Source organism: Haloprofundus salilacus (assembly GCF_020150815.1).
Classification (GTDB): Archaea; Halobacteriota; Halobacteria; order Halobacteriales; family Haloferacaceae; genus Haloprofundus; species Haloprofundus salilacus.
Genome location: NZ_CP083723.1, coordinates 2,277,750 through 2,293,761, shown reverse-complemented (window position 1 = coordinate 2,293,761; position 16,012 = coordinate 2,277,750). Strand labels below are relative to the sequence as shown.

The following is a 16,012-nucleotide window of genomic DNA, read 5'->3' as shown; positions in this document are numbered from 1 at the left end:
CTGACACCGTCGAAGAGAACAGCACCGAGAACCATGAGTGTTCGCTGACTGACGATTTCTCGGACTCTGGAGACTGTCGATGTCCGACTTACGCGCCTCCGGAGCGGACCTCTCGGGTTACGACGAGGTGTCGCGGCGTTCCGATCGGACGACAGTTACTGCACCGTTGCTGTAGACGACGTTATCCGAGCTCGTGAGGAGACGCCGCTCTCTCGGAGTGAGTTCCGAAACCTGCACCTCGTTTGGGGGGCTTTCCGCATCAACACTCCGTTCTCGAATGAAGACGTAGCCGTCGTCGATCTGGTTCGGATCGAGAGTCGGTTGCTGATCGCTCTTCAGAAGTACGGTATCAGTGTTATAGTAGTTTGAGGGGAGTTCCGACCGAAACAGTTGGTTCGTCACGGAGTCCGTGTAGATGGGCGTTTGGCCCGGCGCGCCGTCCGGAGTGGGCAGGTACTCGGTTCCGCCGTCTACAGGGCCGTTACTCTCTATCCACTGAACTCCGGCTCGTTCCTGCTGGCTAAACGCCAGGTCGTGGGCGTTCGGATTGAACGTCGAGGTGTGTGACTCGCCGGCGAGTGAGAAGACCGCACCAGCGTTGAACGCGAGCAGCGAGACGAGGAGTACCGCCAATATCACCCACTGCGTTCCTCGTACAGAACTGTTCGCGGGGCGGAGAGACCACCGTTTCGCGAGTCGGAAGACCGTGCGAAATACGACGAAGAATCCGAACGCCGTGAACGGTGCGAGGACGACGAGCGCCAGTTGATACGCCCGATCTGCCCAGAGATTGATCGTCAAGAAGTACGAGGACGCGAGGAAGACGAAAACGGGCACCGCAATCGCCGTATACTCGATGTACTGCGGTTTGTTCCCCCGGAGCGCAGTTCGGAGGTGGATAATTACGCACCACCCGATACCGATCGTCAACAGAACGGTGAACAGGATGTACAAATAGAGCTGCAGACTCTCGAGGAGCGCCGATTGCTGGGAGACGTAACTGGTTCCCGACTGCGAGACCGTCCCCGACGTGAGCACTAGTGATACTTGCGACGCCAGAGACGCCGGAATAGACGCTAACGTGGCCGTGAGTTCGTCGGAAGCGTAGCTGTACCACGCCGTCGCTCCTCCGAGCAGAAAGAGCGGATACGTCACCGAGAGGCGGTGAGTCGCTCGCGGTTGGACACCCCGCAACACGGTGAGAGCGACCCACGCGACGAGCAGTGAGAGTCCCAAGACGTAGCTCATGCCGTAGTGGGAGAAGATGAGGCCGGTAGCGAGCAATGCCGCCACCGCTTTTCGTGAGAGCGTGTCGAACCCGTGGTGGACGAACAGCCACAGCAGGGTGACGACGAACAACTCCGAGATCAGTTGTTTTCCAGGCGTGAAGTAGAACGAACCGTGATAGAACACGAAAAACATCGCACCGAAGAATCCGATATCCTCGTCGAATATCTCTCTCGACAGATAGAACACGCCCACTGGGACGAGGGCGAACAAGAACGCGTAGACGACTTTGAACGTTGTCGTGAGCTCTAGTCCCGTGAGCAGAGAAATCGTCGACGGAACGGTCGTGACGACCGGAAGAGCCAGCGAAACGCCACCCATCTCGGGCGACCACTGGTGGGTCCTGCCGACGAGTTCAGCGGCGAAGTACACTCCTTGAATGTCTGCACCGACGACGTGGTTCGTGAGTAGATTGCGGTGCAAGAGCGTCGAGAAGGCGATTGCGAACACCAGTACCGGATAGATGTTGGACGGAATTACTCGCAGTGCTGTGGCGATGACCAGGAGCGAAACGACGCCGACGAAGACGAACATCCCGACGTTGGTATCGAACCGATTCATCGCCGTCGCGGAGACGGCCGCGAGTCCGGGGAGTGCGAAGATGGTAAACAGCACCGGTACGGGCGCTTGGAGGTCGATACGCCTCATCGAAAACACCGTGTCTGTGTGGTACACTAACCCCGTGAGTACACCGATTACGAGCGTGAGGAGGACGGCGAGCGGGAACGGAGACAACGGTGCGTCGATGCCCAAAAGCGGAAGGACGACGGCCGCCGCGGGCGTCAGAACCCCTAGAACTGCGAGACTCACCGCGACAGAGACGAGCGCGAACGTTCCGGACGTACTCGCTCGTCTCTGACAGAGGTGAGCGGTCAACGCCCCCGGGACGATCAGGAGGAGCGCGAGGCCCGTGACGATTCGCACGCTCGCGACGACGAAACCGCTTGTTGGCCACTGCAGTGCCACCCAGAACACGGCGAGAACTGCAACGACGACTGTACCAACTACGGTCGGTCCCCATCCGACCATCCTCTCAGTTTGCGTGACATTTAGCGTCATGAATCGTATCTGTTCTACCCTCAGCTCAGGATACTTCGCCTGACAGACGGGTACGGTAAATTACGCGATTGTGCCTACCAGAGAGAGTGAGATATATCTTGTTCAGTTGAGATGTTACTCCCTGTCAATTTGACTATCTTTTTGGAGATGTAGTTCGGCGTTCGTTCGACCGAGAGGCGGTCTCAAAGGGGCGAACGTGGACTCATCGTCCGACCGGGAGATCGAACATCCGGACGCTCGGGATAATTATCCGGTTTCTGACCTCCGGGATGACCGTCGAGAACCCGACGTACAGCGCGGCACCAAGCGCAATCTGTACGAGGAGAATCAGTATCCCGTCGACCGGAACTGCAGATTTCACGGCCGCCAGCGTGATGCCCATCAGTACGGACGAGAGCGCGTACCATCCGACGAGTCTGAACGGGATCTGGACCGTAACGTGTTGCTTCAGGTAACGCAGGTGAAGCAGCGTGTTGACCAACCACGAGAGCAGCGTCGCGAGTGCGGCACCGACCAATCCGATGCTCAGCAGAAGCACCGGGCTGAGTACGAGATTGATACCGATGGAGACAACCGTCGCTCGGGCGGCGAGGTCCGGCCGATCGATTGCACGGACCGAGATACCGATAATGTCGTTGAACGACTGGAACAGTTTCTCCACCATGAGGACGACGAGTACCGTCGCCGCGATGGTGTATTCGGGGCCGAACGTGTATCGGAGTATCTCGGTCGCATAGATGGCCGATCCGACGATTGCGGGAATCGAAATGAAGGTGGCGAACCCGATGGCCGTCGAGATGGTCGACTCGATCTGGTTCGTCGAGGCGCTCGCGTTCCACTGGCTGATCTGCGGAAAGAGCGTCAGCGAGATGGAGTTGCTCAACATCAACACGAGGAGCGTCACCTGCCACGCGATCTCGTACGCGCTGACGAAAGACGACGCGAGGAAGAATCCGATGATCGCCGTGTCCATCCACTGGTAGACGTGTCCACCGATAGAGTTCACCGTGTCGTATTTCGAGAACGCGAACAATGATTCAATGTGTCCACGGCTTGGTCGCCCGATACCGACGTTGCACTTAGTGTACGCCCACATGAGCGAGACAAGCGAGCTACAGATGAGCGCCATGACGATACCTTCGACACCGTATCCAGTGCTGACGAGGTACGCACCGATTCCCACCCACGTGAGTCGTCGCGTGAACTCGATCGGTGCAGTCTCGCCGACGCGCAGTTCACCGCGAACGGCGTGGATGTAGAACAGCGAGAGTTCCCGAAGGATCACTGTGATGATGAGAAACATCGCCAAATTTGCGCCGAAGTAGCGGTTGATTGGCCCCTGCGCGAGAAAAATCACCGTTCCGACGACCGCAAGTAACCCGAGTTTCAACGCAAGTGCAGACCCGAGTATCTCGTCAAGGTCTCCGCCCTCGCTCAATCGTTTTTCGAGTGCGCTCCTGAGACCGAGGTCCGCAGGGATGGACAACAGTCCCTGAACCGCGAAAAACAGGAAGAAGATCCCCATCTGTGTGGCGTCGAGCGTCCGAGCGAAGTAGAGGATCCCTCCGAACATGAGGATTCCCATCCCCGTCTTCGAGAGGAAGAGACTGAAACTCGAACGACCGAGGTCCACGGATTAGTTGCTCCTGTTCGACGTCATCCGTTGGTCCGTCGTCTCCACCGGGAGGCTGTCGTCAGTGAGTGACTGCGTCTCCGGGAGCTCCTCGTCGGCGTCGGCCCCCCGTAGCCGTCTCACGGTCTCCTCGATGCTGAGCGTGTTGAGTACGCCGTGCGCGAACGGTCGCGGGTCTCTGAGATTCAGATAATCGAAATTCGGCTGGTGGTACAACGAACTGCCCACCTCTCGGAGCGCCTCCGCAAACGTCGGGCGTTCGACGTTCGGGAAATCGTCTCGTAGGACGCTCGAAAGATATTTGAGTTCCCCGAACAGCAGGTGGCTCGCGACGCCGACCTCGTACGTCGGGTCGATACGGTCTCTCTGTCCGGTTGCGAGCAGCCAGTAGTTGTACGGGTAGTCCGCTCCCGCTCGAACGTCGAGGAGGATTGACCCCCAGATACGGGGGTTGATCTCGAGGAGTTTGAACTCGCCTGTCTCTCGGTCTTTCATGAACTGTACCGTGGCAAGACCGTGCCAGTCGAGATGTTCGAGCAACCGTCTCCCGTGCCCTTCGACCGTTTCGTCGTGTGTCATCTCCCGGTAGACGCTCGCACCTCCGGCGTACGTCTTGCCTCGAATCTGTTTTCGGAGACTCGTCGCAACCGGTTCGCCGTGGTCGAACAACGCTCTGTAAGAGTACTCGGTTCCCCACGTACACTCCTGAACGATCGGCGTCTCGCCGAGAAACGCCTCGGTGATCGCCACCTTGTCCGGTTCGACGCTCGTTTCGAGATAGATGGGCTCCTGTCCGCCACCTTCGCACTCGTGTTCGGCGAGCGAGTCGGTGTAGTCGGAGGTCAGTATCGCGTACCGCTGCTTGACGATGAGTTCTCGATTCCAGTCGTCGACATCGTCCAGCAATTCCGTCTTCGGAACCGGTATGTCGACCTCTTCGGCGGCCTTCGCCAAGCGGTAGCCGTCTTGGGCTATCGCCAGTGACTCGTACGGCGGCCACAGGCCAGTGACGTGCGGTTCGAACTCCGAGCGATACTTCGAGAGAACGTACGTGTCCTCTTCGCGAGTTGGCACGATCGTCGCCACGTCCGGCCGCTTTGCTAGTGTCAGCAGGGCCCGAGCGTATGCCAGGAGGTCATCGTGCGGGGACGGGACGGCGATTGCTTCGTCACAGTATCGTGAGTATGCTGCCGGAACCGTCCTGTCGTCGGAGACGACGATCGTACGGACGCCACGGGGGCCGAGCGAGCGAACGCAGCCCACAGCGTGCACTGACTGGTTAGCGGGGATGACTATCGATCGACTGTCTCTCCCCTCTTCGTTCCTGAATCTCGAAGACGTCATGAGCTACGGACACCACAACCTGACAAGATATCAAGGTATTGTGCCAGAGATCGTACTGTCTTCTCTCTCTGAACCCTAATGCCTCAAGATACGTTCTCAGAATCTCTCTCCGGACATCAAAAATGAATTTCTCGTATCCATTTGCCTTCGTTTTATTGTCAAACAAGTTATGGGTCTGTCCGAGGTAGTTCGAGCGTATGGCGCTCATCGGCACCCTCGGCGATCTCCTCTGGGGGACGCCCGCATACGAATACGGAAGCCGAGCGTACACGTCGGCAGTCGGTCTGTACCTCCGCACCGACCCGACGTACACCCTCCGAACCCGAGGCGCCTCGGCCGTCTTCCGACCATCCACGTTCGTCGAGTGGAACAGCCTTCAGAACCGCATCTGGGACGAAGAGGCGGTGTTAGAACGCGTCCTGAAAAACATCCGTGAAGACGACGTGTTCTACGACATCGGAGCGACCATCGGTATCTATAGCTGTCTCGTCGGCAATCAGCTACGAACCGGGACAGTCGTCCCGTTCGAGCCCTATCCGCCGAACGTCGAACGATTGCGCGTAAACCTCGCGGCGAACGATATCGTCGCCGAAGTCGAAACTCGACCACTCGCCGCGGAGAGCCGAGAGACGGAGTTCTACGTCTACGACACGGAGTCTCCCGGTGCGCAGCACGGCTCTCTCGACACCGTGTATCCGAGTGGCGAGCCACTCACTTCGTTTCCCGTCGAGACGGTCGCAGGCGACAGACTCGTTCGGGAGAACGAGATTCCTGCGCCGACCGTCGTGAAAATGGACGTTCAAGGGTCTGGCGTCAACGTACTCAAGGGGCTTCGAGAATCACTCTCGTCGGAGCGTTGCCGGCTTGTCTACGCGGAGGCGCACCATAACAGAGACGTGCTGCAGACGCTGCTCGAATCATTTGGATTTACGACCGAGACGCTGGCAGTGTCGAGAACCGACAAAGAGCCGACCATCGTCGCAGCCCGAACTCCGACAGGAGACTAATACGGCCGATACCGGTAACGTGAGTTCGCGGCTCGTATCCTCCTCGCTCCGAGTTACGTCTTCTCAGGTTCGGGTGAGACGACGGTACGTCCACCCAAGTAGCTGCACGAGCGCTCCGGGACCCGGTGTTCCGTCCCGAACCCAGATAGCGACGACGAGAAGGATGACGAGCGTCTCGGGGCCGAGAAACTGCGTCAACCGAAGTTCCGAGAGGTGATAGAGAAATCCCTGTTCGACGCCGTAGTCGGTGTAGGTGATCGGATAGAGCAGAAACGCGAGCATCTCGAACTCACCGCTGAGTAGATGTTTGAGCGAATCTCCGACGAGATGAGAGAAGTACCCGATACCGAACGCTACCGCGTACTCGTCCACGCCACGTCGTCGGAGGAGCACGAAGACACCGGCGATGACGATGACAGCAACGAGGAGCGAGTGAGTGAGCGACCGCCCGCTCGGTAGAACCCCGAACGTCCACGCCAGCGGCTTGTCGACGAGGTCCGGAAACTGTGTGCCGAACGCGAGTGCGAGCGCTTCGAGACCGGTCGGCGAGCGGCGGTGGACTAGGTGTATCCAGGTAGTGTATAACAGATAGCCGAAAGCGAGGTGTCCCCAAGGCCACATACCACTATAAATAGTCTGAATTGTGATATGTGTTTTTCTACTTTTCTGGTATTTCCTTTCCTGTCAGCGCTTACCCCGAACGTCGGTGTCGTGGCTAATTTAATATCAATAATCGGAATAGTGTGCGTGTATTCCTCCGAGTTCTCCCCCTCGGACTGGGGCCGATTTCTCCGAATCTATTTGGCCCTATTATGCCCGCTATGGCACAGATACGGCAATTGTCTAGGGGAACGATATATTAAGTATTTCGTCGTGAAGATCGTTTTCTGAACGCATATACGGTAGAAGACACATCAGAACAGGTGTATTTCTATTTTGAATTTGGGTTATTCAATTTTAGACTCCATTTCTGCTAGTTATTTCTGTTTACGGAGCTAGACGTACAATTTGTACAAAAGAACTACAGTGAAATCAACACTTACAAAATAGCAAGTATTATATGAGAAACTGATAGTCACCGAAGTGGACGCATGGCACGTGAACACTCAGAAAGTAGAGAAGAAAAGCATAGAAAAAAAGAGGTAAACTCAGGGATGGCCCGGCGTGACTACCTGAAGATGACCGGCGCAGGCGCGGTGGCGCTCGGCGGGTTCGGCCTCGGTTCGACGACGGCAGCGGCAGCAGTCGACGAGGGAGGCCCGCAGGACCCCGAGAACTGGTCTATCGTCTTCGAAGATTACTTCGACGCGGGGTCGCTCGACTCCTCGAAGTGGGACCTCGGCTTCGGATGGGGGACGACCGAGAACAACTCCCCCGCGACGGTGACCTCCTCGCACGTCAACGTTCAGAACAATCAGCTCAGTCTCTCTGCCAGTCACGACGACGGGAGCAACATCCAGACCGGTGCGGTGAACACCCGCGGCATCGCCGCGTACGGTTCCGGTCACTACTGGGAAGCGAAGATCAAGATGCCCAAGCGCGAAGGGTTCCTCCCGGCGTTCTGGTCGAAACCGGACACGGAAGCGTGGCCGCCCGAAATCGACTTCGTCGAAGTGATGCAGGACGGAAGCGGGTGGGACGACACCCACCTCTCGCGGCACACGCTCCACTGGTCAACGTCGACCGAACCCGGCGACTCCTCGACGCACACTCACTCGCAGGAACGGTACGAACCCGGCGACGACGTCACCGAGAACTACCACATCTACGGTTGCTGGTGGGGCGACGGCTTCATCCGTCACTACGTCGACGGCGTGCAAGTGTCGGACTTCACCGACGACAACGCGCTCACCGCCATGTCGAACGGCGGCCCACAGTACATGATGTTGAGTCTCCACATCGACCGCATCGGTGAGACCGACAAGTCCGTCTCGTGGGACGAAGAGATGCTCGTCGACTGGGTTCGCGTCTGGGAGCGCGGCTCCGGCGGTGACTCCGGTACCGGTGATGGCGATGACGATGATACTGACGACGGAACGACCGAAGGCGAACACTACCTCTGGCTGCGCTCGGCCGACGGCAGCGAGGCGAGTTTCGAGTTCGAGGCGAGCAACATTCGTCTCGACGACAGCGGAAACACGGCCGATTATCAGGTCGCGAGCGACGGAAGCAGCGCCAGCGGGACCGTCTCGAAGACGAGTTCCTTACCCGGTTTCTGGTACGACGGCGAAATCACCGCCTTCACCTACAGCGGCGCGCTCGAAGCATTCATCGACGATCAGCCCGTCGACCCCGACACGCTCGGCGGTTCGTCGGATTCAGACGACAGCTCTGGGAGTTCACTCCCGAACACGCTCGCCATCGACGGCAGTAGCTACAGCGGGTCAGCGTCCTACTCGCTGACAGTCTCTGGTGCTATCGAGAGCGCCAACGGACTCGACGAGGAAGACTCGATCTCGGGGACGACCGCAACTGGCGGCGTCGCCGGCGGCCGCGACGAGTACGCCTTCGAGGGAGAGCTCACGTCGCTCTCGCTCGACGGCCAGGCGGATGTCTTCGTCAACGGCCAGCGGGTGAATCTCCTCCGCATCGACCGCGCGGCGGACAGCGACGGAATGGTGAGATACATCGTCGAGACCACAGCCTCGGTGTTGAAGGCTGACGTCTCCGGTGCATCGATCAACGGAGACGACAGCCTCGACGGCAGTACGATATTCGGGAAAGTCGTGGGCGGAACCGACGCCTACTGGATTATCGACGGCGAAATCATCGACGTGTCGACGTTCGGCGGCGACGTGACGACCACGGTCAACGGCGACGTGGTCGACTACACCGACTGACCGACCTCAGATAACTGTCGGAGGGAGACACTGGTTCTCTTTCGTTTCCCCCTCTCTTTCTCTTTCCCACCTACCGCTCCCACGCCTGCACACGCTCGATTTCGTACGTCGCCGGGAACGTCTCTGGTCGTGGCTGCGCCAAGAAGTTCGCGCCAACGCCGAAGTTGAGGATGAGCCACATGTACTCGTCGCTCACGTACTCACCGGCGTAGCGGAACCGTTCGACCCCATCGACGTACCACACGATTCGCTCCCTTGACCAGTCGACGGCGAACGTGTGGTATTCGGCGCTAAAATCGGGACCGCTGAACGTCTTTCTCACTCTATCCGGCTCCTCGTCGTCGCCCATGAAGTGGTACGTCATGTAGAGTTTCGGGTCCCTACCGAACACCTCGAAGATGTCAATCTCCGGCGGCCAGTACGAAGCGGAGGTCAGCCAGAACGCGGGCCAGAACCCCGGTTCGACCGGGGGAAGTTTCATGACGCCCTCGAAATACCCCGGTTTGAACACCTTCTTCGCCGAGACGACGCCGGTGGTGTACGGCTTTCCCATCCGTGGTTGGTTCTCTGCTTTGAGCACCAACCTCCTGTCGGAAACGAATGCGTTGTCCTCCGCCGCGTAGGCGTCGTGGTTGTGAGTTCGCGCATCTCCATCCCACGGATACTTCGTTTGCCACTTCGAGCGGTCTATCGCGTTCTTCCGAAACCGATCTTCGAACACGAGTTCCATCTCGGAGATGTCGACAGGGCGCATCTGCTCGACCGAACCGGGTTCGGTGACAGAGTCGGTGCGCGTTCGGTCGAGACACCCCGCCCCCACTCCGCCGACGCTGACCGCACCGATTCGCAGAAACTCGCGTCGTGATCGATGCCGTTCGGTCACGGTCGTTCCCCGTGGTCGCGTGCTCTCATCGCTATCGTTGGCACTCCTCTTCGAGCCATATCTCGCGCCAGTTCTCCGGATGTTCCTCTTGGAGCCGGTAGATATCTCGAATTTTCGGATACGCGACGGCGAGTTGATAAAACTCCATGAACGCGATGAACACCCCCCGGTAACCGTCGAGTACTGCCTTGTCGACGACAAGTCTGCTCGCCGCGACCGCGAGCCCTCGGCCGAGCAGTGCGAGCGCCCCGTCGCGTTTATCCGATTCGACGATTTGAATCGCCTCTAAAGCGCTGTACTGCTGAATCTTTCGCTCCATCTCCGAAGTGCGCTCGAACCGATAGTGTTCGATGCTGTTCGAGAGGTCTCGCGTTCGCCCCTCGAACTCGTCTTTGACCGAGAGACGCTCCCAGATGAAGTCCTGCTGGTAGTAGAGGACATCTTTACGGGCGAGGTACGGCCGTCTGAAGTGGTACTGATGCGTTCTCGCTCCGAGCATGTGCTCGCGTTTCCGCATTCTGAACGCGACGATGCCAGGAGCACCGAACTCGCGGAAGATCTCTTCGCGCAGTGCATTCGGAATCTCCTCGTCGGCGTCCAAGACGAACACCCAGTCGTTCTCGGCGTGGTTTATCGCCGTGGTCTTTATCTGCGCGAATCCCTCGAACTCGTGCTGATACACCATGGCACCGTACGATTCGCATATTTCAACCGTCCCGTCGGTACTCTCGGTGTCCACGACGACGATCTCGTCGGTCCATTCGCTGACACTCTCGAGACATCGGCCGATGGTGTCGGCGTTGTTCTTCGTCGTGATGCACACTGAGACCGGGAGTTCGTCGCTCTCCTGTCGACGTACTGTCGGCGCTGAGTGGTTTCGTGTCGTTTCCCGTGCTGTCGAGATTCGCTCTTCTGGTGAATCCATCTGTTAGTGGTTCTCTATCGGTCGGTCGTCTGCGGTTCTACGGCTCACAGGCTTATCTTCCCCCGAATCCGCGGGCCGACGTACTGCGTCACCGGAATCGGCAGTCGCTGCCAGAGCTCCTTCGCCCGGTCGTACGTGTCGTCGTCGGGGTGCGGAAGTTCGCCAGTTCCGGTCGGGAAGTAGTGGTAGTCGTCGTACCACGTCTTCTGTCCCCCGAAGCTCTTCTTGAACAGGTAGACGCCCGACCCTTCGCGGGTTCGACCGAACTCGTACGTCTCGTGTCCCGCCTCGCTGGCCCATTCGAGCGACTTCCAGAGTGCGAGGCTCCCTCCGTTCAGATCGCGGTACTCGTAATCGTTGACGACGCCCCACTGATAGACGGTCGACCCGAGCGAGAAGTCCAGAATCGCGTTTATCAACTCGCCGTTCCGTTCGACCATCCCGAGGTGGACGTTGTCCTCACCGAGTTCCTCCCAGAGCGTCCGGTGAAACGCGAACGAGTGCGGCGGCGTTCCGTGCCCGCGCATCGACCGCAGCGACAACCGGTAGTACGCTTCGAGGTCCGAAAGCGAGTTACCTTCTCGGTAGGTGAGTTCGGCGTCTTCGGCCTGTGCAACCTGACGCTGTCGGCTGTCCTTGATTCCGTCCCAGATCGTCTCCGGAGACTCCAGCGGGAGTTGGAACGTGACAAACCGCCTCCTGTGCTCGAACCCCGAGAGGCCGCTGACGCGACTCCCTCGAAGGCTGACGAACTCGACGCCGAGCGCATTCGCGAGCGCCCGTGTCCGTTCGAGCAGACGGTCGACAGCGCGGTCCGTTGCGGCGTCGGAGTCGTCGCTGAGCAGCACCGACCCGCGCTCGCCGTACGGCGGCGAGACGAGTTTCGAGCCGAACAGCCTGCTCGACATGTGGACGAGTGGGAGGGCGGCGACGATATCACCGCCCTCGCGGGCGACGAGATACCACCGGTCGTGGCCGTACGCCTCGGCGGCGTCCCCCCACGCCCACAGCGCGAACGGCGGTCCGTCGACGCGTTCGACGAATCGATTCCACGCCGTCGAGTCGGCGCAACGTTCGATAGTCGGTTCTTCGTTCGCCGTGCGTGTCGTTCGTGAGTCGCTCATGCGTACTCTTCGGTCGCGGTCGTCTGCAGGTCGTTACCCTCTGAAGCGTCGAGTTCGTCGCGTATCGTTCCGAACTCGAACGTCCGAAGCAACCGCTCTAGTTTTGCGGCCGTGCCCTCGATGCCGTGGAAGCTGACGAACCGTTTCGGGAGCGACGGTTCCGGCGTCCTTACGGCGGGGTTGAACTCCCAGGGGTGGAAGTAGATCGTCGCCGGGATGCCGCGTCGATTGAGTCCGCGAATCCCCCATTCGATGAGACGAATCGGCAGTAGGCGCGCGTAGAAACCCCCGGCGACGGGAAGTCTGGCGGGTGTGTCCGTAACGGCGAGCGGGTACTCCACTAGGTCGGTCGCCGGCATAGCCGATAGCGGCGGACGAAACGGCGCGTTCCCCGGAACGTGATAGGATCGAAACGGGTCGTTCCCCGGAACGTGATACGGTCGAAGCGGCGCGTTGGAGACACCGTACATCGGCGTCCGCATCGGGAAGACGCTCGAATCGTAGCGGTAGTCGCTCGATTCGAGTACTTCGAACGCCCACTCGGTCTTCCGCGTAACCGAGAAGTTCGGCGCACGGAACCCGACCGGCCGGTGCCCGCAGGCTTCTTGTATCGCGTCCGACGACATCGTCAGTTCGCGCTCGAAGGTGTCGGGCGATAGGTCGAAAAGCGGCGTGTGTGTGTGTCCGTGCGAGGCGATTTCGTGACCCTCGTCGGCGATTCGGCTGACGAGCTCCGGATACTGTTCGGCGACTTTGCCGACGATGAAGAAGGTTGCACGGACGTCGTACCGTCTGAGTACGTCGAGGACGATTTGGGTCGAGGTCTCGATGCGGTCGACCGGGCTGTCGACGGTCCCGTCGAGGAGCGTCGCGGAGTGCCAGTGCTCGACATCGAAACTGAGGATGTTCGTCGGGTGAGCGTGTATGTTCATCAGTAAACCTATAATATAGTTCTGTAATTTTATCAGCGTACTATCATCTCGTGCGTTCGTATCGTTGAGATTGACACCTTTCACCGACTTTCCGGGTTTCGGGCGCGTTCGACCCCTCTCGCTGGTGACGTTGTCGCGGTGGGTTGGTTCGCCGTGGGGGCGGCAGGTCGTCGAGATGCCGGCCGTCAGTCATCGGAAACACTCACCCAGATGTGAGCCGCCCGGTATGCGTTCTCGACGGTCGGCTGTTGCGGCGCGTCACCGCGGTAGAGGAGGTACGTGAGCCTGACTCTCTCACCGCTGACGCGTTGGTCCGGAACGACGCGGTGCGAAATCTGCCACCGCTCGCCCGGATCGACGCTCCGGTCGAACTGGCCGACGAGCTGTGTCTCGCTCACGACGGGTTCCGACGCCGAATCGGACCCGGCGTCGACCCGCTGGAGCTGGACGACGAGTGTGTACGGTTGCGTCGTTCCTTCGTGGTTTTCGACCCCGGCGAGCAGCCGAGTCGGTTCGCCGACGACGAGTTCGTCCGGGTACGTCGAGGCCATCGATTGACCGTCCGCGCTGTCGTTGAGGACGTACAGTTCGGTGTACTGGTCGCCCTGCGCGTCCGTGCCGACGCTGTAAGCGACCGTCCCGACCGAGAACACGAGCGCCGCGGCGATGACGACGTTCGTCGCCGAAATCGACCTCACGGCGACGGCGAACCGCCTTCGGAGACGACCCGCCCTCGACCGCCAGTCGCTCCTTTTTTCGGCGTCTCCTGCGTTTTCGCGGCTCATCTAATCTCGGCCTCCCGCAGCGACTGGTGAACGATGGCGACGACGCCGCCGACGAAGCCGACGAGGAGCAACACTAGTGAGACGAAGACGACCTCTATCGGGAACTGACCCGACTGGCCGTACTCGAACACCGACCAGAAGCCGAGACTCAGTCCGACGAACGTGCTGACGAACCCGGGGACGCCGACGGTGGTCAGCGGTCGCTCCCGTTCGATGAGAGGAAGGACCCCGCGAACGACCGAGTAGCCGTGTGAGATTGGGTTCTCCGTGTACGTGTCTTCGAGGTCGTATCGGACGCGAACGCCCACCTCGTCGATTCGGTGGCCCTGCTCGCGGGCGTGAAACAGGATGTCCGTGCTCGCTCGCATGTTCGACCCGAGCGTCTCGTCGTCGGCGAGCGTCTGCAACGCCTTCGCGCCGTACGCTCGGAACCCGCTCTGCGTGTCGCTGATACGGTTTTCTTTACGAAACCCTCCGAGTCCGACGTTGGTGAGGACGTTGATGACCCAGATACCGAACCGTCGGTACAGCGGGATGTCGCTCTCGACGGTACCGGTGAAGCGACTCCCGATGACGATGTCGGCACCGCACTCCTCCTGCTGTCGGAGCAGTCGCTTGATGTCGCACGGACTGTGTTGGCCGTCCGCGTCAAGCACGACGAGACTCGACGCGTTCCGCCGCTTGCCCTCCTCGAACAGCGTCCGGAGCGCCGCGCCGTAGCCGCGGTTCTCCGGATGCTCGACGACGACGGCACCGGCCTCGGCGGCTCGTTCTGCGGTTTCGTCGACGCTTCCGTCGTCGACGACGACGACGATGTCGGCGTACTCCCTCGCTTCGGCGACGATCGAACCGACGGCGTGTTCCTCGTTGTAGGCCGGGATGCCGACGACGACCGGCGCTTCGAGGGTTTCGGCCTCCGCCGCCTGCGCTTCGACGACGAACTCGTCTCCTGCTTCGAGCGCGTCGAAACTTGCGTCGAAGTCGATTCGCATCGTCGGGTCCGTCTGAACGACGAGTCCGCGCAGTCCGTACGTCCGAGCGAGTTCGACGAGTGTCTCTCGTGCCGTCTCCGCGTCGGCAACGGGTGATCCCGTCTGCAGATGAACCTCTATCGGGTCGTCGTCGGACCCAATAGCGTGCAGTATCGATCCGTCACGTCGGACCGAGAACAGTGGACAACCCTGCTGTACCGCATGGGCGAGAATACGGAGAAGATGCCGCTCCTCGCTCTCTCCCATCACCACTCCGAGCGCGTACGCTCCGCGCGGAGACACTGTAACCGTCTCTGAGTGATTGTCTTCGATATAACTCCCATCCATCTGTGAAACCCCCAAGTGTTGGATAGAGGACAACTATCTTGTTATGGTGTCCATAGCTATTGAGCCATTTTACGGCAGTTCCCCGAAATACCTGATTTTTAGTTGAAACTTTCACGAGAGTCGGTCTGTTTTCCGTGTCATCTTCAAGAGAACAATATTAGCCTCGAAGATGGTCGAACGGTAACTTCCGTTGTGCGGAACGACCAGCAGTGTAGTCGAATCGTCCCCCCGTTAGCCGGTGTAACTGACGAATCGAGCTGTTCGTGGCTACCCCGTTGTCGAAGCCGTTATCCGGTCGCTTCGCGTGACAATTTGGTCGAAAATGAGACATTATCGGGGCGCTCAGCGGCCCTACAGCCCCCTTCACCTCCTCAGTCTATTTCGGTCGTCACCGTCTCAGACCGTCACCACGCGCGTCATCTCGATTCGGCCGCAGTCCGTCGTCACTCGGACATCCAGACTCACCGCGACGACGACAGCGTCTCCCGCTCGCTCCTGAACGACGATGTCGCCGACAGACTCGCAGGGGCCGAACTCGCGGTTCGGTCCGCGCGGACAGTTCGTCTCCGCCCACTGCGTCCCCGCCGTCGCGTTCGCGGTCACCCAGTAGACGACGCCGCGTTCGACCCGCGACGACTCGATTCCGTCGACGTAACCGTCGAACGTCTCGTTGAACGCGTCGACGGCCGCGGCACGTTCGTCCCACGCGTATTCGCCGTCGTACCGCGCCGCGGACGCGTGAACCGCTCTGTCGAGCGCGCGTTCGACGTTCCCGCCGTTCGCGACCGGTTCGCCTCGGCTGTCTCGACGGCGAACGCCCCCGTCGACGCTCCGGAGTCGCTCCCTGCGTCCGATTCGTTCGACATTTTTGAGA

At 59.8% G+C, this 16,012-nt stretch carries 13 protein-coding genes; 2 read left to right on the top strand and 11 right to left on the bottom strand.

The features are described 5' to 3' along the window. Positions 1–117: 117 nt before the first annotated feature. The 3 genes from LAQ58_RS11815 to LAQ58_RS11805 form a co-directional block, all read right to left on the bottom strand. Entirely contained in the window at positions 118–2,346 is a 2,229-nt protein-coding gene (locus tag LAQ58_RS11815; protein ID WP_224447664.1) for a DUF2206 domain-containing protein, read from the bottom strand. Positions 2,347–2,548: 202 nt separating this feature from the next. Continuing rightward, positions 2,549–3,979, bottom strand: coding sequence for an oligosaccharide flippase family protein (locus LAQ58_RS11810; protein WP_224447663.1), 1,431 nt, complete (start codon positions 3,977–3,979; stop codon positions 2,549–2,551). 3 nt (positions 3,980–3,982) lie between these two features. Continuing rightward, positions 3,983–5,053 (bottom strand): carboxylate--amine ligase, encoded by a 1,071-nt coding sequence (locus LAQ58_RS11805; protein WP_224447662.1) that lies wholly within the window; start codon positions 5,051–5,053, stop codon positions 3,983–3,985. A gap of 467 nt (positions 5,054–5,520) precedes the next feature. On the opposite strand from LAQ58_RS11805, the gene LAQ58_RS11800 reads away from it, so the two are divergent. Continuing rightward, a complete protein-coding gene (locus LAQ58_RS11800) occupies positions 5,521–6,330 on the top strand; it encodes an FkbM family methyltransferase (protein WP_224447661.1) in 810 nt (269 codons plus the stop codon). Between the two features lie 63 nt (positions 6,331–6,393). On the opposite strand, the gene LAQ58_RS11795 is transcribed toward LAQ58_RS11800, so the two are convergent. Next, positions 6,394–6,951 (bottom strand): metal-dependent hydrolase, encoded by a 558-nt coding sequence (locus tag LAQ58_RS11795; protein ID WP_224447660.1) that lies wholly within the window; start codon positions 6,949–6,951, stop codon positions 6,394–6,396. 533 nt (positions 6,952–7,484) lie between these two features. Here LAQ58_RS11795 and LAQ58_RS11790 point away from each other — a divergent pair. Continuing rightward, positions 7,485–9,170 (top strand): glycoside hydrolase family 16 protein, encoded by a 1,686-nt coding sequence (locus LAQ58_RS11790; RefSeq protein ID WP_224447659.1) that lies wholly within the window; start codon positions 7,485–7,487, stop codon positions 9,168–9,170. 70 nt (positions 9,171–9,240) lie between these two features. On the opposite strand, the gene LAQ58_RS11785 is transcribed toward LAQ58_RS11790, so the two are convergent. From LAQ58_RS11785 to LAQ58_RS19110, 7 genes are all read right to left on the bottom strand, one after another. Next, positions 9,241–10,053: a glycoside hydrolase family 16 protein gene (locus tag LAQ58_RS11785; protein WP_224447658.1), complete on the bottom strand. Its 813-nt coding sequence runs from the start codon at positions 10,051–10,053 to the stop codon at positions 9,241–9,243. A 31-nt stretch (positions 10,054–10,084) separates the two neighbouring features. After that, a complete protein-coding gene (locus LAQ58_RS11780) occupies positions 10,085–10,978 on the bottom strand; it encodes a glycosyltransferase family 2 protein (RefSeq protein ID WP_224447657.1) in 894 nt (297 codons plus the stop codon). Between the two features lie 44 nt (positions 10,979–11,022). Further along, on the bottom strand, positions 11,023–12,102 hold the full coding sequence (locus LAQ58_RS11775; protein ID WP_224447656.1) for a GNAT family N-acetyltransferase: 1,080 nt from the start codon (positions 12,100–12,102) through the stop codon (positions 11,023–11,025). Next, entirely contained in the window at positions 12,099–13,034 is a 936-nt protein-coding gene (locus tag LAQ58_RS11770) for a polysaccharide deacetylase family protein (RefSeq protein WP_224447655.1), read from the bottom strand. The genes LAQ58_RS11775 and LAQ58_RS11770 overlap by 4 nt, the downstream gene beginning before the upstream one ends. Before the next feature lie 185 nt (positions 13,035–13,219). Continuing rightward, entirely contained in the window at positions 13,220–13,819 is a 600-nt protein-coding gene (locus LAQ58_RS11765; protein WP_224447654.1) for a DUF1616 domain-containing protein, read from the bottom strand. Beyond that, a complete protein-coding gene (locus LAQ58_RS11760; RefSeq protein ID WP_224447653.1) occupies positions 13,816–15,093 on the bottom strand; it encodes a glycosyltransferase family 2 protein in 1,278 nt (425 codons plus the stop codon). Before LAQ58_RS11760 ends, LAQ58_RS11765 begins: the two co-directional genes overlap by 4 nt. Positions 15,094–15,534: 441 nt before the next feature. Then, entirely contained in the window at positions 15,535–15,993 is a 459-nt protein-coding gene (locus LAQ58_RS19110; RefSeq protein WP_425490712.1) for a DUF7261 family protein, read from the bottom strand. Positions 15,994–16,012: the final 19 nt, after the last annotated feature.

Excerpts from the sequence above, each read along its gene's own strand:
- LAQ58_RS11815 (WP_224447664.1), bottom strand. The coding sequence starts at position 2,346 with ATGACGCTAAATGTCACGCAAACTGAGAGGATGGTCGGATGGGGACCG.
- LAQ58_RS11790 (WP_224447659.1), top strand. The coding sequence starts at position 7,485 with ATGGCCCGGCGTGACTACCTGAAGATGACCGGCGCAGGCGCGGTGGCG.
- LAQ58_RS11770 (WP_224447655.1), bottom strand. The coding sequence starts at position 13,034 with ATGAACATACACGCTCACCCGACGAACATCCTCAGTTTCGATGTCGAG.
- LAQ58_RS11800 (WP_224447661.1), top strand. The coding sequence starts at position 5,521 with ATGGCGCTCATCGGCACCCTCGGCGATCTCCTCTGGGGGACGCCCGCA.
- LAQ58_RS11795 (WP_224447660.1), bottom strand. The coding sequence starts at position 6,951 with ATGTGGCCTTGGGGACACCTCGCTTTCGGCTATCTGTTATACACTACC.
- LAQ58_RS11780 (WP_224447657.1), bottom strand. The coding sequence starts at position 10,978 with ATGGATTCACCAGAAGAGCGAATCTCGACAGCACGGGAAACGACACGA.
- LAQ58_RS11765 (WP_224447654.1), bottom strand. The coding sequence starts at position 13,819 with ATGAGCCGCGAAAACGCAGGAGACGCCGAAAAAAGGAGCGACTGGCGG.
- LAQ58_RS11775 (WP_224447656.1), bottom strand. The coding sequence starts at position 12,102 with ATGAGCGACTCACGAACGACACGCACGGCGAACGAAGAACCGACTATC.